Genomic DNA, 14,084 nt, shown 5'->3' with positions numbered 1-14,084 from the left:
TGAGGGCGTGCCGCTCTGCCGTTTGGATTGTTGGTGGCGGGTATTGGCTTTGCGCCGTTTTGCAATTTTCGGCGCGTTTCGGCTCAGCCATTGGTTATGACGGCTCACAATTAATTTTGCTCGCCATTCTTCCTTCGTTCGCGTTTGCGATTTCAGCGGTGCTGCCTTCCAAACTCGCGGCGGGCGTGGTCACATCTGTGTTGACCTTTGCCGTGCTGGCGATGTTTGATCCACCGAGTTGACAATTGTCCTCGGCGACATTGCGGGCATTGCATCAAAGACAACTGTCATCGTGATCGGCCTCGGGTTGGTGACGAGTGTCATCGCGCTGATTCTGCGCTTCGTAACAGGAGTAGGTTCAACGTCGGGTGTGATGCGTGCCATCGGTTGGGCAGGCGCCGGCCTGACGTGGCTTATCGTCATCGCGCTTTCTTTATCTTTGGCAATCCCGGAAATTATGGCGACCGGTTGTTTGTCATCTTAAAAGATCAGGCCGATATTTCTGATGTTGTAAAAATTAAAGACCGTGATGAAAGATTGAGCGCGGCATATGAACAATTAACGGAACACGCAAATTCAACTCAGGCGGGCCTTCGAAATTTCTTCGATAAGACCGGCATTGAGTACACACCTTATTATTTGGAAAATGCGATGGAGGTGCGCGGCGGGATGTTGATCCGGTTGTATTTGTTGACCCGCCCCGAAGTGGACCGCATCATTCCCAGCCCGCGCCTGCGTGCTGTTCCTGACGATGAATCTCAGCCCGGATATTTAACCGAAATCGATGGCGGCGTGCAGTGGAATATTTCCATCATCGGCGCGGACAAAGTATGGGACGAGTTCAATGTGCGCGAAGGCAGCGTCGTGATCGGTCAATCTGACTCAGGCGTAGACGGGAATCATCCGGCCATTCACGATCAATATCGCGGCGTGACCGAAGGCGACGATTACAACTGGTTCGATCCATGGGATGATACAACCTCGCCCAACGATGAAGGCGGGCATGGCACACACACCACCGGCACCATCCTCGGTGCAGACGGTATCGGTGTTGCGCCTGATGCGCAATGGATCGGCTGTGTGAATCTAGATCGCAATCTCGCGAACCCCGCTTTGTATCTGGATTGTATGCAGTTCGTGCGCGCCATTTCACGACGGCAATCCGTTGACCGATGGTGACCCGACCCGCGCCGCGCATGTATTAAATAATTCATGGGGCTGCCCGAGCATTGAAGGCTGTGACCCCGATGCATTATTACAAGCTACGGATAATTTAAGATACGCGGGTATCTTCGTAGTTGTCTCCACCGGCAATGACGGGCCAAATTGTGAAACCGTTGAATCTCCGCTCTCGTTGTATGACTCCGCTTTTTCAGTGGGCGCAATTGACCAGCTTGGAAACATGGCTGATTTCAGCAGCCGCGCCCGGTGATGGTGGATGGCTCAGGTCGTATCAAACCTGATATCGTCGCCCCCGGTGTGGATATTCTCTCCTCAATGCCTGATGGCACCTGTGGTTCAACAGCGGCACATCGATGGCGGGTCCGCACATTGTGGGCGTGGTAGCTTTGATCTGGTCTGCCCAGCCTGAGTTGATCGGCGATATTGATGCGACAGAACAACTCATCATTGACACCGCTCACCCCTACACAGGTGACAAATCCATTGGATGTTTCAGCGGCAGCACACCCAGCAATGCATATGGCTACGGCGTTGTAGATGTGTACGAAGCTGTGAAGCAGGCATTGGGTAAATAAAATAATATAGTCTTGAATTACAGAGACACAGAAGAATGACTCTGTGTCTCTGTTTTATAAGCAGGGTCATAAAGAAAAAAAATGGTATCTTTGCGTTAAAACTGAAAAACGGTTTTGTAAAAATTCAAAGGAGAATAAAATGCCAAAAGTTTCCCGTCCCAAACTGCCAAAAGGCTATGTTGATAACCCGATCTCCGAAGTGCCGTGGGAACATGTCGAAACCCGCCTGACCGGGTCAACCAACTACTGGCTCTGCACTGTCTACCCTGACGGGCGTCCGCATGTTGTTCCGCGCTGGGGCGCATTGTTAGACGGCAAACTCTATTACGATGGCAGCCCTGAGACGCGTCACGCCCGCAATCTGGAAAAAAATCAAAATGCGACTTTGCATCTCGAAAGCGGAAATGACGTGGTCATCATGGATGGGACTTCACACCCCGCATCCAAACCGGACCTCGAACTGGCTCAGCGACTATCGGCAGCCTACTGCGCCAAATACGAAGCTGACGGCTACGCCCCCAAACCCGATCAATGGGATGCAGGCGGACTGTACATCTTCACCCCGTGCCAATGTTTAGCGTGGACAACGTTCTTCGAGAAATCCTACGAAATTTATTTTTGAGTAAATAATACAACTTGGAAGTCTGCATTTTCTCAAACTTCCGAAGTCTCTAGATCCCTTCCTGCAAAAACACCTCAAAAAAGACTTCGGAAGTTTTTAGTGACTATGTGGATTTACTTATTTCAAGGCACCGTCTACGGGCTAACCGCCGCTTCACGCAACCGGGTTCGTTCCAAACCTACCTCATTTCGCAAACTCTCACCCGCGGTTGGAAGCGGACCCTGCCTGCTGCGCTCGCACCGCTCATCAGCGACGGGCCGATCATCCTGATCTGTTTGCTGCTGCTTAGTCAGGTGCCTGATTGGTTGAAACGTTTTCTGCATATCGCCAGGCGGACTGTTTATTTTGTATCTGGCCTATGGCACATTCAAAAACCTGGAAAAACTTCAACCTGTCTGTTCCTGTGGTTGAAACAGAAACCCGTCAAAGTGTGCTGAAGGCTGCGATGATGAATGCCTTGAATCCCAACCATACATCTTTTGGACTCTTGTGACCGGCCCATCCTTTTACAAGGCTGGCGCGAATCTCCGCTCAATGGGATTGGGTTCCTCGCAGGTTTTTATCTGACCATGGTCGCATGTCTGGCTGCGATCATCCTTATCTTTGGCACAGCGCAAAAATTGGGGCCAAAGGTCAACCGTATGATGCTTGGCGTTTCAGCAATTGCATTATTTTGCTTTGGCTTGTATCAATTATGGCTTGGACTATTTCAAGGAGGAACCATATGAACACAAAAACAGATCTACTTATTATCGGTGCAGGACCATTTGGGTTATCGCTTGCCGCGTATGCCGGATCTTTGGGCATCGATCATCTTGTGGCAGGCAAGCCAATGGAATTTTGGAAGCAGAATATGCCCGACGGCATGTATCTGCGTTCCGCATCAGACTGGTCTCTCGACCCGACAGGCAAAGCCAGTATTATGAATTATCTGGAAACTCAGGAAAGACCCCGCAGATGTGGAGCCGCTCTCCCGTAATTTTTACCTTGCGTATTGTCAATGGTTTCAAGAACAGTCCGGCATCGAATCCATGCCGCATTACGTGACTCAACTCGCAAAGAAAAACGACAACTTCTTTGCACATTTTGAAAATGGGGATGTGGTTGAAGCAAAGCAGGTAGTCATAGCTATTGGTATGGGATATTTCAAGAATCAACCGTCAGACTTAACTGCGCTTCTGCCAAAGGGAAGATACAGTCACACTTGTGATGCGGTGCAGTTGCAAGGTCAAAAGGAAAAGCGGATTCTCATCCTCGGCGGCAGACAAAGCGCGTTTGAGTGGGCTGCTTTATTAAATGACGCGGGCGCGGCGGAAGTGCATCTGGTACACAGACACGAGTCACCCAAGTTTACCGAGTCAGATTGGTCGTGGGTGGCTCCAATGGTGGATGGAATGGTCGCGGACCCTGCATGGTTCCGAAATTTGCCGCAGGAAGAAAAAGATACGATCACCAAACGGATGTGGGGGAAGGACGTTTGAAAGTGGAGCCCTGGCTGGAAAAGCGCGTTATGAAAGCGGGTACATATATTCATGAGAAAGCAGCGCTGGCTTCATGTGTAGAGTTGGCTGATGGTTCAATGAATATCACACTTGATAACGGAGATACTTTTGTCGTGGATGAGATCATTCTTGCCACAGGTTATAAAGTGGATCTAAATCAAATTCCATTCCTTGATAAGAATCTATTGAGTGAAATTTCAACGCGTAACGGCTTCCTGTTCTCGATGAACATTTTCAAACCAGTGCGCGGTTTATATTTCAAGCATGCCTGCCGGTCAGATTTCGGTCCTTTCTTCGGGTTCACAATTTCAGTCAGAGCTTCGGCGCAGATCATCGGAAATGCAATCGCAGGCAGGTAGGAAAAATGAATATCGTTCACGTGCATGTGCATATTAAACCTGGAGTTCGTCAGAAGCCTTCAAACAGGCCACTCTCGAAAATGCATCCAACAGCGTGCTTGAGGAGGCATTGCCCGTTTTGATGTTCTTCAACAAAATGACGACCCAGCCCGCTTTATTCTCGTTGAAGTTTATAAAACTACCGAAGCGCCCGCTGCGCACAAAGAAGACCGCCATTATGCAAAGTGGCGCGATACGGTTGCTGAGATGATGGCCGAAAGCCAAGACAGGAATCAAATTCAATAATATTTATCCCGAAGATTCGGGCTGGTGAGCGTGATGTCCGCTTTTGAATTCGCCACCGCAAACCGAATCATCTTCGGGGCGGGAAAATTAAACGGGTTGGCCGACCAGCTTACGGGTCGTGCGAAGCGTGTGCTTTTGGTCTGTGGAAATTCCCCCGATGCGATTCCGCGTGTGAGGGAGATTCTCTCTGCGCATGAAATTCCCTTTGACGAATTTCATGTTCGGGGCGAGCCGACAGTTGCCACTGCCTCCGAAGGAGCCGACCTTGCGCTTCAACATGGCTGTGATCTGGTGATCGGGTTGGGCGGCGGCAGTGTGATCGACGCCGGCAAGGCCATCGCCGCGCTGACAACGAATCGCGACGATGTGTTTGATTATCTCGAAGCGATCGGCAAAGGCTGCCCGTTGACCAACGCACCGCTGACGTATATTGCCATCCCGACCACCGCCGGCACAGGTTCTGAAGTGACTCGTAATGCTGTGCTTGGCTCGCCCGCGCACGGTGTAAAGGTCAGCTTGCGCAGTCCGATGATGCTGCCTGAGACCGCACTCGTCGACCCGAGTTGACATATTCCCTGCCGCCCGCAATTACCGCAAGCTCCGGTTTGGATGCGTTGACTCGGGTGATCGAACCGTTTGTTTCAGTCAAAGCGAATCCCATGACCGATGCCATTTGCCGTGCAGGGATCCGTTATGCGGCGGGGCCATTGCGTTTGGCTTATCACACCGGCTCAGACGCATCTGCACGCGAAGGTATGGCACTCGCAAGTTTGTTCGGCGGACTGGCTTCTGGCAAACCGCCGCACTCGGAGCCGTGCATGGTTTCGCCGGTCCTCTGGGCGGGATAAGCTGCAAGCTCCGCACGGAGCACTGTGCGCGAAATTACTTCCGCTGGTAATGGAAGCGAATATCAAAGCGTTGACTGGTCAGGCCGCAATTGAAAGATATGACGAGATCGCCCGCATCGTCACCGGCGATCAAACGGCATCCGCGCAAGATGGCGTGCAGTGGGTGAGCGACTTGGTGAAAGAACTGAATATCCCATCATTCTCTGCGCACGGGATGAACGAAGCACACATCCCTGAAGCCGTGCAAAAACTTTGAACGCCAGTAGTTATAAGGGAATCCAATCGCATTGAGCGAAGGTGAATTGAGAGATTTTGGAAATGGCGTTGTAAGGGAATAGTGTTTTCGAAATTCACCACAACCACGGATAAACACAGATGAACACAGATTTTTCTTCCATCCCTTTTATCTGTTTTCATCTGCGGTGAAAAATGTTTCCAAGAGCTTTTTCTCCGTGATCTCCGCGGGCTCTGTGGTGAACGCTTTTGGGGACCATCAACAAAAAACTCCTTCCAGAAGGAAGGACTTACCAGAGTGAGCGCGGGGGGATTCGAACCCTCAACAAATGGCTTAAAAGGCCACTGCTCTGCCGTTGAGCTACGCGCCCATCATTGAAGCGGATTGCATTCTATCACGTGAAATTATTTGCGTCAACGTAATAATGAACAAATAACAACGCGTCTATCTGGCTGGAGGCCAAAATGACAGACATAACTTATGTAACCGAAGCAGATTTCCAGGAAGAAGTAATCTCATCTACCCTGCCCGTCCTTGTGGATTTCACAGCCACCTGGTGCCAGCCATGCAAGATGATCGACCCCATCGTAAAGCAGCTCGCAGGCGAATGGGACGGCAAGGTCAAGGTGGTAAAACTTGACGCCGACCAAAACCCAAACCTCATGATGCAGTACGGCGTTATGGGCATCCCGACCTTGATGCTTTTCAAAGGCGGCGAAGTCAAAGAACGCCTGACCGGTTTCCAGCCCAGGAAAAACTGGCTGCGAAAGTCACCCCGCACGTATAGCATTAAGTTGATGAAGGGCAAATAGAGCCGGTGAAGCCGGCTCTATTTTATTTCCCACCTCCATAAAAAATGATAACAAGCGGTAGAATACGCACATGAAATGGAGATGCATGTGTCAGAAGAAGAGATCATAAAAGCAGGCATCGCGGCTGCGAGGGTCCGGGGGATATGCCGCAGGCAGCTTCGCTATTTGCGCAGGTTGTCAAAATAAACCCGGCCTCAGAGCGTGGATGGTTTCTGCTCGGGATGAGTTGCTCTACTCTGAGCAGCGCGAATATTGTTTACGTCGGGTTCTTGCCATTAATCCCAACCACGCCGATGCCAGAAAACACCTGGCTGGCCTGGAGCAAACCTGCTGTGCAAATTCCGTCTCAAACGACCGTTCCGGAACATATTGAAAAGAAGCCGGTTCAGCCGAAAAGAGCGAAACCGCAAAAGAAAAAATCGAACGCTCTTCTTATCACCGCTATCATTGCCGCACCGCTTTTAATGATCTGTGGATTGGGACTCGCTTATCTGTTTGTCTCAGCCCAAACGCCCCGCCTGGTCCCTGCCGACGTTGCAGCCTTGCCCTCAGACACAGCGCAGCCTTCCCCACCGACAGTTGATTCTGCACCCACATCCACCCTCCTGCCCCCGACAGTTCTTCCGTCCTGCAATGGATTAATGAGCGCACAGGGTGTTAACTTAAACGCCTACTCCACCATCGAAAGCGCGGCAGATGTAAAAGATATTTTGAAAGTACTGGGATATCAAAAGGTAAACCTTTACGGCGCATCCTATGGGACCCGCCTTGCGCAGGTGGTGATGCGCGAATATCCTGAGATCGTTCAATCTGCCATTTTGGATTCCGTGGTTCCAGTGGATGCCAATATCTTTAATCGGTATCCTGAATCTTCCGAATCCGCACTTAAAGCATTATTCGAAACCTGCAAGAGTGACCCGAAATGTAATGCGGCCTATCCCGATCTGGAGGCAGTCTTCTGGAATATCGTGAGTAAGCTTGAAGCCAATCCGGTTACAGTGACCACGTCAACCTATCCGATCGGCACTGTCACAGAATCAATGACCGGGTCCACGTTTATGTCGGTTGTGCTTGGTTCCATCAAGAGTTCCAGATTTATTTCCACGGCCCCGCAGACCATCGCCCGTTTTGAAATGGGTGATTACGACCCTGATCGCCGCACAATATTCCCTGCCTTTTGCGTTCGAGAGCATTAGTCCCGGCTTATATGTTTCCATGATGTGCCATGAACATATTCTCACTACAAGCGTTGAAGAGCTTCAAACCATTGCGGCAAGGCGCGGCGTTAAGGATTATGGCTGGCTTCCCTTTTATGGCGAGGCCGATGAAATATTTAAAACCTGTAAATCATGGGGCGCAAAAGGTCCCTTCCTCGGTGAGAATGATCCGGTGGCGAGTGACATTCCGTCACTGATCATTACGGGAAGTATGACCCCGTCACACCGCCGGTTTATGGATTGCAGATCGCTGAAAAATTAAGTAACAGTTATTATTTTGAATTTCCAAACCTTGGGCACACTCCAACCGCTGCAGATTCCACGGCTTGCGCCATGGGAATTGCAACCGAGTTTTGGATAATCCTGCGGTTGAACCTGACCGTGGATACATGAGCCGTTTGAAACAGGTCAATTTCCCTGTGCCCCTATACGGGTGACCTGAGATTTCTCTGCAAACTGAAAAGGTGATGGGCGTTTCTGTTACAGCACCCGGAGGATTGGTATAACATTGGCGATGGCTTTTTCTTCCGTGGAAGTTCTGCATTGGACATCACTCAGATCGGCATTCTCCGTGCGAGACTCAGCGCAGAGAGTTAAAGTTGGTTTTCGCTGGGAGCCTGGTTACCGCGGACTGAACTCGGCTCCTTTGGATGTTGGCAAACATGAGGCAAACGGCTTAATCTGGACCCTCTACACAGCCACTTCAAACGGCCGTCCGGTGGATATTGCCATGGCAGATTTTCGCGGTAATTCATTGGTGGTGATGCTCTTCTCACATATTGATGAGCATGAGGCCTTATACCGCACGGTCTTCTTGCCAATGGTTGACTCTGCGAGGTAGCTTGAACCAAAATGGGGGAGATATCCCTGCTTGAAAAATCACATTTCATTGACGATTCGCCGTTGAGCATGGTATTATTCGTCCGCTAAAAACCAGCCGCTAAATGGCTGGATTTGTTTCATAGATAATGAGGAGTAGCATATCAGCGCCAACGAATTTCGAGTAAATGAGGGCATCCGCGTCGCGGAAGTTCGCCTGATCGGCCCAGATGGTGGTAATGTGGGCGTCGTGCCGATTCGCCAGGCTTTGCAAATTGCCCGCGATGCCGATATGGATCTTGTGGAGGTTTCTCCCGAGCCACACCGCCTGTTTGCCGTGTAATGGATTTTGGTAAGTTCATTTACGAAAAGGCAAAGAAGGAACGCGAAGCCAAAAAGACTCAGACCAAGATTGAGATCAAGGAAATCCGTCTGCGTCCCAAGACCAACGGTGCTCACCGCGGTTTCAAAGTGGATGATGCACGCCGCTGGCTGAATCAGGGACACAAAGTGCGCGTCACGATCAAGTTCCGCGGCCGCGAAATGGATTACCCTGAGATCGCGCTTGAAGATCTGCGCGAGATCGTTCAGGACCTTGTGGATGTGGCTGTGGTTGAAGTGCCGCCGCAGATGGAAGGCCGCACCATGCTTGTGGTTTTGGTCCCTGCCAAAGTGGCGGCCAAGAAGAAGGAAAGAGCGAGCAGGCCGAAGTTAAGAGCGAAGCGGCTCCTCAAGCGTAGTAAAGTTTCAAACAGGTTGATCGTCTGCGGGTGTGGTTAAATCCCGTGGTTAATTTTCTGAAAGGAGTGAATTAGCAATGCCTCGCAAAGCAAAGAAATCAGGCAAAATCAAGCTGAAGACTCACAAAGCGACATCCAAAAGATTTCGTTTAACTGGTTCGGGCACACTCGTGCGAACCAAGGGCGGCAAGAGCCATTTACGCCGTCGTACTTCAGACCGTACCAAAGCGTTATTGAGCGAAATGATCGTAGTGAAGGGTCGTAAGTTCATCAAACGTATCAAGCGCCTCGCGCCAAACATGGAATAAGATTTATTCCGGTCATCGTCAATTTTTATTTGCGGCTTTCGTTGTATGCAACTGGTGTAACTCACCGACGCTCGCGGGTTTGCAGGAGGTATAAGATATGCGCGTAAAAGGTGGTCCGCAAGGACATCTTCGTCACAAAAAAGTTTTAAAGATCACAAAGGGCCAGCGCGGTTCCAAGCACTTGTTATTCAGACGTGCGAACGAAGCCATGCTCAAGAGCCTGTGGTACGCCACACGTGATCGCCGCGTTCGCAAACGCGATCTGCGCAAGTTATGGATCGCCCGTATCAATGCGGCCGCCCGCTTGAACGGCACCACCTACAGCAAGTTGGTGTCTGCCCTCAAGAAGGCAAATATCGAACTCAATCGCAAGATGTTGTCCGATATCGCAATTCGCAATCCGCAGGCTTTCGCCGCGGTTGTGGCAAAAACAAAATAAATGAAATTGGCCGGGATGAAAATCCCGGCCAATTTTTTAAGGGGGTAAAATAAATGCATGAATACCATTTTGGTTGAACGTAATCTATCAACAGGCCAAACCCTGCAAATTGTTCAAGGTGATATCACCATTGAAGAGGTGGATTCCATTGTCAACGCGGCCAATGAATATCTACAGCATGGCGGCGGTGTGGCTTGGGCGATTGTGCGCCGCGGCGGGGATGTGATCCAGACGGAGAGCGACAAGTGGATTAAGAAACATGGTCTCGTTTCACGCGCATCCAGCGTGGACTTCGGGCGGGGCACTGCCTGCGAAATACATTATCCACGCTGTGGGGCCGGTTTGGGGCGATGGGGATGAGGATAAAAACTTGCAGATGCTGTTACTGGTTCCTTGCGCGTAGCAAGCGAGTTGAAGTGTGCATCTATTTCCATGCCAGCCATTTCAACCGGAATATTTGGTTTTCCAAAAGACCGTGCGGCGAAGATCATTTTTCTGCCATTGAAAAATATTTTATAGATACACAAGATTCAACCCTGAAAAATGTTCGTATTGTTTTATTTGATGATGCCACCATTCAGCCTTTCCTAAAAGTATGGGACAGTTAACTTCATCATTCATCCTTTCCCCATGATCACATCCAACCAGAACCCAAAACTAAAATTAATCCGCGCTTTGCAGGGACGTGCAAAAGAACGCCGTGATGCGGGCGCATTTCTCGCGGAAGGAATCCGCCTTGTGGAAGAAGCGGCCAATGCAAACTGGCCGATGCGATTTGTGCTGTTTGATGAGACGCTGAATGAAAGAGGAAGGTCGCAGGTCGAAACCTTAAAGTCACGCGGCGTGGATGTTGAGGAAGTTTCCACGAGTTTGATGAAGTCATTGAGTGATACAGAGTCTCCACAGGGAATCCTGGCTGTCCTCAACGAATTCCAACTCCCGATTCCCAACTCCCCAAACTTTATTCTCATTCCAGATCAAATCCGTGACCCGGGTAACTTGGGAACTTTGCTGCGCACCGCGGCTGCGACAGGTGTGCAGGCTGTGCTGCTTCCGCCTGAAACTGCGGATGCGTTTGCGCCGAAGGTGGTCCGCTCGGGGATGGGAGCACACTTTAATTTGCCGATCCATTCTTTAACCTGGGATGAGATACATCAAATTATAAAGACGGCAGGTTTGCAGGTTTTTATCGCAGACATGGACGGTCAATCGTGTTGGGATATTAACTTGAGTCAGCCGGTTGCGCTGGTCATCGGTGGGGAAGCGGATGGCGCGAGTGAGCAGGCGCGCAGACTGGCTCACGGAAAGATCAGCATCCCAATGCCGGGACAGGCAGAATCACTAAATGCAGGTGTGGCTGGAAGTATATTAATGTTTGAAGTGATACGACAAAGACAATCTAAAAATAGTTAAAGAGGAATTATGGGCAAGTTATGCAGTCAGGTACATTTATTATTTTCTTCGAAACAGGCGGTCCAATTCCCTTTTAATCCTTCAAAGCTGCCGAAGAATGGCATCTATGTTTTATTTGAAGATGGAGAGACGGCTCACGGGACAAAAAGAATTGTCCGCGTGGGAACGCATACGGGAGATGACCATTTACGTTTGCGTTTGCGTAATCATTTTATGCAGGATAGCAAAGACCGCAGCAGCTTTCGTAAAATGATCGGCAGCGCCTTGTTGCAGCGTGAATCTGATTTGTTTTTGAAGCAATGGGAGTTGGATCCGTTTACCGTGGATGCCAAAGAGAAAAATGTAAATATTGATCTCAAACGATTAGCAGAAGTTGAAAATAAAGTAACCGAATATATTCAAAAACATTTTCAACTCGGTGTGATCGAGGTGAAAGAAAAGACAGACCGCCTTGAACTTGAGTCGAAGATCATTTCAACGATCTCAAGATGCGAAGAGTGTAAACCTTCTGCGGGGTGGCTGGGTTTGCAATCACCAAGAGAGAAAATCCGTGAGAGCGGACTTTGGCTGACGAATGAACTTTATAAGACACAGCTTGTTGAAGCTGACCTTGAAAAACTTAAATCCTTTGGGTGAGATATTATGAAAATCCGTTCAATCACTTATTTTTTTGAATCCGAAATATCCGCTTGATGAGAATGCCTTGCGCAAGGCAGGTGATTTCCTAGCGCAGGCCAAATCCACTTATGAGGCGGCGGGATATGAAGTGCAGACGACCCGTCTGGCGACGATTCCGTTTCCGGTGCTGCTGCATGGCAGGCTCGAAGAGACTCCGCTTTTCGCGCAGAAAATGTCTGAGATGTTGAAGCAGATCGGAGTTGCGTATGCGGCGCTGGGTCCGGCGTTGATCGAATTTCCGCAGAGTTATGAAGTCATCCCCGAAGCCATATCCGCAAGTGAAAATATTTTCTTCGGCGGCGTGATGGCAGATAAGAAGAACGGCATTTCACTTCAGGCGATCAAGGCTTGCGCGAAGATCATGCAGCGCGCATCCACGATCACAGCGGATGGATTTTCCAATTTGCGATTTGCAGCGCTGGCGAATGTGCGAGCGGGCGCGCCGTTTTTTCCGGCAGCGTATCATGATGGCGATGTGCCTGCGTTTGCGATCGCAACCGAGGCGGCTGATCTGGCAGTGAATGCGTTTACTGAAAACCGGACGTTGGATGATGGACGGCGCAGGTTGATCTCTGAAATTGAGAAGCATGGACAGGCGATTGCCCAGATCGCAAATACTGCGCTGCCTTATAAAAAATTTGTTGGCATTGATTTTTCATTCGCGCCTTTTCCCGATGATGCGCATTCACTTGGCCGCGCTGTGGAAAATTTGGGCGTTCCGAAAATTGGGTTGCATGGTTCGCTGGCTGCCGCTGCAATTTTGACCGAAGCCGTTGACCGTGCTGATTTTCCTCACACGGGTTTCAGCGGATTTATGCAACCGGTGCTTGAAGATTCTGTCCTCGCAGCGCGCGGCCGAAGGAACCTTAACGATAAAAGATGCTCTGCTTTATTCTGCGGTGTGCGGCACCGGACTGGATACAGTTCCACTGGCGGGAGATACGACCGCCGAACAGATGGCACCGCTGCTGCTGGATCTATCCGCGCTGGCGATGCGACTGGACAAGCCGCTCACTGCGCGGCTAATGCCTGTTCCCGGTAAAAAGGCAGGGGACGCCACTGAATTTGACTTCACCTTCTTTGCCAACAGCCGCGTGATGGCTCTCGATTCTGAGCCGCTGAATATGCCGTTGGGCGGCAATGAAAGTTTTGCGTAAAGAAAAACGCTGACCAAAGGTCAGCGTTTTTCTTATTCGCGCCAGTAATCCCCACCTCCGCCTTCGCGTTTCATTAATCCATACCCAACTAATTCACGCCGTAAGCTGGCTGTGTCTTCATGGTACCGGCTCAGTATTTCATTTACCTTTTTCTCACTATATTTTTTATTGATCTCAAAAGCCTGCACTACATATCGCAGAACTGCTTCCAGTTTTTTGCGCTGGGCCGGGATGGTTTTCAGACTGCCGTCTTTACGTGAATAGTCTGCAATAACTTTTTGATCATAGGCATTGGCATTTACATCTACAACGGATGCGGCGAGGTTTTCCTGCGAGAAAAGATTTTTCGATTTGCTTTGCAGTGCTTTTTCATCGAGTTGATAGACGTTGTAATAACTTTCTGTCTTTGCGCTGACCAGTCCGATCTGTGCAAGTTTGGCAAGATGATGTGGAAACCGTGGACGGTTTGAGATTAAGCAGTGCAGCGAGTTCTTCCACGCTGTAGGGCTGCTGCGCCAGCAGCCCGATGATCTTGAGCCGATTCGCATCTGCGAGAGCCTTGAAGAAGGTGACGACTTCATCGCTCATTTTTCACCCGTGTTCACGCGCCAGTAGCGCGAACCGTCGCTGATGCGAGCCAGAAGTTTTGCCTCCACCAGGTCACGGCGCAGACCGGCTGTATCTTCGTTGAAACGCCGCAAGATGGTGTTAACTTCCTTCTCTGTGTAATTGGTATCGTACTCAAAGAATTGGACCAGATAATTTAAGATGACCTGCAATTTTGGCTGGGCGGGGATCTGCTTGATGCTGCCATTAGCGTTGAGGTGGGCTTTAGCACTCTTTTGATTTTTCATCCAGGTCATCAGGCGGGGTGTAGCTTGAACGTATCTTTG

The 14,084-nt window shown here is 50.0% G+C and carries 28 protein-coding genes, 1 tRNA gene and 4 pseudogenes; 29 read left to right on the top strand and 4 right to left on the bottom strand.

All coding sequences use genetic code 11. The annotated features are described in order from the left end of the window. Window positions 1-59: 59 nt before the first annotated feature. The 15 genes and pseudogenes from IPL71_RS21485 to IPL71_RS21415 all read left to right on the top strand — a co-directional run bounded on the left by IPL71_RS21485 (window position 60) and on the right by IPL71_RS21415 (window position 5,629). Window positions 60-242: a hypothetical protein gene (locus IPL71_RS21485; protein ID WP_345325186.1), complete on the top strand. Its 183-nt coding sequence runs from the start codon at window positions 60-62 to the stop codon at window positions 240-242. Next, complete coding sequence (locus IPL71_RS21480; protein ID WP_345325184.1) at window positions 239-484, top strand: hypothetical protein; 246 nt, start codon at window positions 239-241, stop codon at window positions 482-484. The genes IPL71_RS21485 and IPL71_RS21480 overlap by 4 nt, the downstream gene beginning before the upstream one ends. After that, window positions 469-1,179 carry a S8 family serine peptidase gene (locus IPL71_RS21475; RefSeq protein WP_345325182.1) on the top strand — a complete coding sequence of 237 codons (711 nt, stop codon included), beginning with the start codon at window positions 469-471 and terminating at the stop codon, window positions 1,177-1,179. The genes IPL71_RS21480 and IPL71_RS21475 overlap by 16 nt, the downstream gene beginning before the upstream one ends. Then, window positions 1,166-1,432, top strand: coding sequence for a S8 family serine peptidase (locus IPL71_RS21470; protein WP_345325180.1), 267 nt, complete (start codon window positions 1,166-1,168; stop codon window positions 1,430-1,432). The genes IPL71_RS21475 and IPL71_RS21470 overlap by 14 nt, the downstream gene beginning before the upstream one ends. Window positions 1,433-1,535: 103 nt before the next feature. Further along, complete coding sequence (locus tag IPL71_RS21465; RefSeq protein WP_345325179.1) at window positions 1,536-1,757, top strand: hypothetical protein; 222 nt, start codon at window positions 1,536-1,538, stop codon at window positions 1,755-1,757. Between the two features lie 139 nt (window positions 1,758-1,896). Further along, entirely contained in the window at window positions 1,897-2,379 is a 483-nt protein-coding gene (locus IPL71_RS21460) for a pyridoxamine 5'-phosphate oxidase family protein (protein WP_345325178.1), read from the top strand. 107 nt (window positions 2,380-2,486) lie between these two features. Continuing rightward, window positions 2,487-2,816 carry a hypothetical protein gene (locus tag IPL71_RS21455; protein WP_345325176.1) on the top strand — a complete coding sequence of 110 codons (330 nt, stop codon included), beginning with the start codon at window positions 2,487-2,489 and terminating at the stop codon, window positions 2,814-2,816. 42 nt (window positions 2,817-2,858) lie between these two features. Continuing rightward, complete coding sequence (locus IPL71_RS21450) at window positions 2,859-3,107, top strand: hypothetical protein (RefSeq protein ID WP_345325175.1); 249 nt, start codon at window positions 2,859-2,861, stop codon at window positions 3,105-3,107. Continuing rightward, a complete protein-coding gene (locus IPL71_RS21445) occupies window positions 3,104-3,358 on the top strand; it encodes a hypothetical protein (RefSeq protein WP_345325173.1) in 255 nt (84 codons plus the stop codon). The genes IPL71_RS21450 and IPL71_RS21445 overlap by 4 nt, the downstream gene beginning before the upstream one ends. Beyond that, window positions 3,339-3,860 (top strand): SidA/IucD/PvdA family monooxygenase, encoded by a 522-nt coding sequence (locus tag IPL71_RS21440; RefSeq protein WP_345325171.1) that lies wholly within the window; start codon window positions 3,339-3,341, stop codon window positions 3,858-3,860. The genes IPL71_RS21445 and IPL71_RS21440 overlap by 20 nt, the downstream gene beginning before the upstream one ends. A 29-nt stretch (window positions 3,861-3,889) precedes the next feature. Then, on the top strand, window positions 3,890-4,240 hold the full coding sequence (locus tag IPL71_RS21435) for a hypothetical protein (RefSeq protein WP_345325169.1): 351 nt from the start codon (window positions 3,890-3,892) through the stop codon (window positions 4,238-4,240). A gap of 5 nt (window positions 4,241-4,245) precedes the next feature. Then, a pseudogene (locus IPL71_RS21430) lies at window positions 4,246-4,553 on the top strand (putative quinol monooxygenase). 5 nt (window positions 4,554-4,558) lie between these two features. After that, window positions 4,559-5,092, top strand: coding sequence for an iron-containing alcohol dehydrogenase (locus IPL71_RS21425; protein WP_345325167.1), 534 nt, complete (start codon window positions 4,559-4,561; stop codon window positions 5,090-5,092). Continuing rightward, window positions 5,089-5,373, top strand: coding sequence for an iron-containing alcohol dehydrogenase (locus tag IPL71_RS21420; protein ID WP_345325165.1), 285 nt, complete (start codon window positions 5,089-5,091; stop codon window positions 5,371-5,373). Before IPL71_RS21425 ends, IPL71_RS21420 begins: the two co-directional genes overlap by 4 nt. Window positions 5,374-5,422: 49 nt before the next feature. Then, window positions 5,423-5,629, top strand: a complete 207-nt coding sequence (locus tag IPL71_RS21415) for an iron-containing alcohol dehydrogenase (protein WP_345325163.1) — start codon at window positions 5,423-5,425, stop codon at window positions 5,627-5,629. A gap of 277 nt (window positions 5,630-5,906) precedes the next feature. Here IPL71_RS21415 and IPL71_RS21410 read toward each other — a convergent pair. Then, window positions 5,907-5,978, bottom strand: a tRNA-Lys gene (locus tag IPL71_RS21410). Between the two features lie 94 nt (window positions 5,979-6,072). Here IPL71_RS21410 and trxA point away from each other — a divergent pair. From trxA to IPL71_RS21340, 14 genes and pseudogenes are all read left to right on the top strand, one after another. Further along, window positions 6,073-6,420, top strand: coding sequence for a thioredoxin (trxA, locus tag IPL71_RS21405; protein ID WP_345325161.1), 348 nt, complete (start codon window positions 6,073-6,075; stop codon window positions 6,418-6,420). 221 nt (window positions 6,421-6,641) lie between these two features. Beyond that, window positions 6,642-7,616 (top strand): alpha/beta fold hydrolase, encoded by a 975-nt coding sequence (locus tag IPL71_RS21400; protein ID WP_345325159.1) that lies wholly within the window; start codon window positions 6,642-6,644, stop codon window positions 7,614-7,616. Further along, on the top strand, window positions 7,558-7,899 hold the full coding sequence (locus IPL71_RS21395) for a hypothetical protein (protein ID WP_345325157.1): 342 nt from the start codon (window positions 7,558-7,560) through the stop codon (window positions 7,897-7,899). The genes IPL71_RS21400 and IPL71_RS21395 overlap by 59 nt, the downstream gene beginning before the upstream one ends. Window positions 7,900-8,151: 252 nt before the next feature. Continuing rightward, window positions 8,152-8,478 (top strand): hypothetical protein, encoded by a 327-nt coding sequence (locus IPL71_RS21390; RefSeq protein ID WP_345325155.1) that lies wholly within the window; start codon window positions 8,152-8,154, stop codon window positions 8,476-8,478. A 219-nt stretch (window positions 8,479-8,697) separates the two neighbouring features. Continuing rightward, window positions 8,698-8,789: pseudogene (locus IPL71_RS26225) on the top strand (translation initiation factor IF-3); the annotation flags it as partial. A 9-nt stretch (window positions 8,790-8,798) separates the two neighbouring features. Then, window positions 8,799-9,236, top strand: a complete 438-nt coding sequence (gene infC / locus IPL71_RS21380; protein WP_345325151.1) for a translation initiation factor IF-3 — start codon at window positions 8,799-8,801, stop codon at window positions 9,234-9,236. Between the two features lie 37 nt (window positions 9,237-9,273). Further along, window positions 9,274-9,504 carry a large ribosomal subunit protein bL35 gene (locus IPL71_RS21375; protein ID WP_345325149.1) on the top strand — a complete coding sequence of 77 codons (231 nt, stop codon included), beginning with the start codon at window positions 9,274-9,276 and terminating at the stop codon, window positions 9,502-9,504. Between the two features lie 97 nt (window positions 9,505-9,601). Continuing rightward, window positions 9,602-9,943 (top strand): 50S ribosomal protein L20, encoded by a 342-nt coding sequence (rplT, locus tag IPL71_RS21370; RefSeq protein ID WP_345325147.1) that lies wholly within the window; start codon window positions 9,602-9,604, stop codon window positions 9,941-9,943. A 57-nt stretch (window positions 9,944-10,000) separates the two neighbouring features. Beyond that, complete coding sequence (locus tag IPL71_RS21365; protein ID WP_345325248.1) at window positions 10,001-10,303, top strand: macro domain-containing protein; 303 nt, start codon at window positions 10,001-10,003, stop codon at window positions 10,301-10,303. Beyond that, window positions 10,203-10,462 (top strand): annotated as a pseudogene (locus IPL71_RS21360) (macro domain-containing protein). Before IPL71_RS21365 ends, IPL71_RS21360 begins: the two are co-directional and overlap by 101 nt. Window positions 10,463-10,573: 111 nt before the next feature. Beyond that, entirely contained in the window at window positions 10,574-11,356 is a 783-nt protein-coding gene (locus IPL71_RS21355; protein ID WP_345325145.1) for a TrmH family RNA methyltransferase, read from the top strand. 9 nt (window positions 11,357-11,365) lie between these two features. Continuing rightward, a complete protein-coding gene (locus IPL71_RS21350) occupies window positions 11,366-11,992 on the top strand; it encodes a GIY-YIG domain-containing protein (protein WP_345325144.1) in 627 nt (208 codons plus the stop codon). Between the two features lie 34 nt (window positions 11,993-12,026). Next, window positions 12,027-13,041 (top strand): annotated as a pseudogene (locus IPL71_RS21345) (DUF711 family protein); the annotation flags it as partial. A gap of 18 nt (window positions 13,042-13,059) precedes the next feature. Then, window positions 13,060-13,191: a hypothetical protein gene (locus IPL71_RS21340; RefSeq protein ID WP_345325140.1), complete on the top strand. Its 132-nt coding sequence runs from the start codon at window positions 13,060-13,062 to the stop codon at window positions 13,189-13,191. 32 nt (window positions 13,192-13,223) lie between these two features. Here the strand turns inward: IPL71_RS21340 and IPL71_RS26220 are convergent, their stop codons facing one another. Genes IPL71_RS26220 through IPL71_RS21325 form a run of 3 tightly spaced genes read right to left on the bottom strand, consistent with a single transcriptional unit; the run spans window position 13,224 to window position 14,045 of the window. Further along, window positions 13,224-13,664 carry a DUF2087 domain-containing protein gene (locus IPL71_RS26220; RefSeq protein ID WP_514130836.1) on the bottom strand — a complete coding sequence of 147 codons (441 nt, stop codon included), beginning with the start codon at window positions 13,662-13,664 and terminating at the stop codon, window positions 13,224-13,226. Continuing rightward, complete coding sequence (locus tag IPL71_RS21330; protein WP_345325136.1) at window positions 13,561-13,779, bottom strand: ArsR/SmtB family transcription factor; 219 nt, start codon at window positions 13,777-13,779, stop codon at window positions 13,561-13,563. Before IPL71_RS21330 ends, IPL71_RS26220 begins: the two co-directional genes overlap by 104 nt. Further along, window positions 13,776-14,045 carry a DUF2087 domain-containing protein gene (locus tag IPL71_RS21325; RefSeq protein WP_345325135.1) on the bottom strand — a complete coding sequence of 90 codons (270 nt, stop codon included), beginning with the start codon at window positions 14,043-14,045 and terminating at the stop codon, window positions 13,776-13,778. Before IPL71_RS21325 ends, IPL71_RS21330 begins: the two co-directional genes overlap by 4 nt. Window positions 14,046-14,084: the final 39 nt, after the last annotated feature.

The organism is Candidatus Villigracilis proximus, from assembly GCF_016717045.1.
GTDB lineage: Bacteria > Chloroflexota > Anaerolineae > Anaerolineales > Villigracilaceae > Villigracilis > Villigracilis proximus.
Note: the sequence above shows the minus strand (reverse complement) of the source record. Positions and strands in the feature narration are given on the sequence as shown.

Excerpts from the sequence above, each read along its gene's own strand:
- IPL71_RS21330 (WP_345325136.1), bottom strand. The coding sequence starts at position 13,779 with ATGAGCGATGAAGTCGTCACCTTCTTCAAGGCTCTCGCAGATGCGAAT.
- IPL71_RS21435 (WP_345325169.1), top strand. The coding sequence starts at position 3,890 with ATGAAAGCGGGTACATATATTCATGAGAAAGCAGCGCTGGCTTCATGT.
- rplT (WP_345325147.1), top strand. The coding sequence starts at position 9,602 with ATGCGCGTAAAAGGTGGTCCGCAAGGACATCTTCGTCACAAAAAAGTT.
- IPL71_RS21415 (WP_345325163.1), top strand. The coding sequence starts at position 5,423 with ATGGAAGCGAATATCAAAGCGTTGACTGGTCAGGCCGCAATTGAAAGA.
- IPL71_RS21355 (WP_345325145.1), top strand. The coding sequence starts at position 10,574 with ATGATCACATCCAACCAGAACCCAAAACTAAAATTAATCCGCGCTTTG.
- IPL71_RS21390 (WP_345325155.1), top strand. The coding sequence starts at position 8,152 with ATGGCTTTTTCTTCCGTGGAAGTTCTGCATTGGACATCACTCAGATCG.
- IPL71_RS21460 (WP_345325178.1), top strand. The coding sequence starts at position 1,897 with ATGCCAAAAGTTTCCCGTCCCAAACTGCCAAAAGGCTATGTTGATAAC.
- IPL71_RS21325 (WP_345325135.1), bottom strand. The coding sequence starts at position 14,045 with ATGAAAAATCAAAAGAGTGCTAAAGCCCACCTCAACGCTAATGGCAGC.
- IPL71_RS21375 (WP_345325149.1), top strand. The coding sequence starts at position 9,274 with ATGCCTCGCAAAGCAAAGAAATCAGGCAAAATCAAGCTGAAGACTCAC.
- IPL71_RS21445 (WP_345325173.1), top strand. The coding sequence starts at position 3,104 with ATGAACACAAAAACAGATCTACTTATTATCGGTGCAGGACCATTTGGG.
- IPL71_RS21465 (WP_345325179.1), top strand. The coding sequence starts at position 1,536 with ATGGCGGGTCCGCACATTGTGGGCGTGGTAGCTTTGATCTGGTCTGCC.
- infC (WP_345325151.1), top strand. The coding sequence starts at position 8,799 with ATGGATTTTGGTAAGTTCATTTACGAAAAGGCAAAGAAGGAACGCGAA.
- IPL71_RS21365 (WP_345325248.1), top strand. The coding sequence starts at position 10,001 with ATGAATACCATTTTGGTTGAACGTAATCTATCAACAGGCCAAACCCTG.
- IPL71_RS21340 (WP_345325140.1), top strand. The coding sequence starts at position 13,060 with ATGCCTGTTCCCGGTAAAAAGGCAGGGGACGCCACTGAATTTGACTTC.
- IPL71_RS21400 (WP_345325159.1), top strand. The coding sequence starts at position 6,642 with ATGAGTTGCTCTACTCTGAGCAGCGCGAATATTGTTTACGTCGGGTTC.
- IPL71_RS21425 (WP_345325167.1), top strand. The coding sequence starts at position 4,559 with ATGTCCGCTTTTGAATTCGCCACCGCAAACCGAATCATCTTCGGGGCG.
- trxA (WP_345325161.1), top strand. The coding sequence starts at position 6,073 with ATGACAGACATAACTTATGTAACCGAAGCAGATTTCCAGGAAGAAGTA.
- IPL71_RS21350 (WP_345325144.1), top strand. The coding sequence starts at position 11,366 with ATGGGCAAGTTATGCAGTCAGGTACATTTATTATTTTCTTCGAAACAG.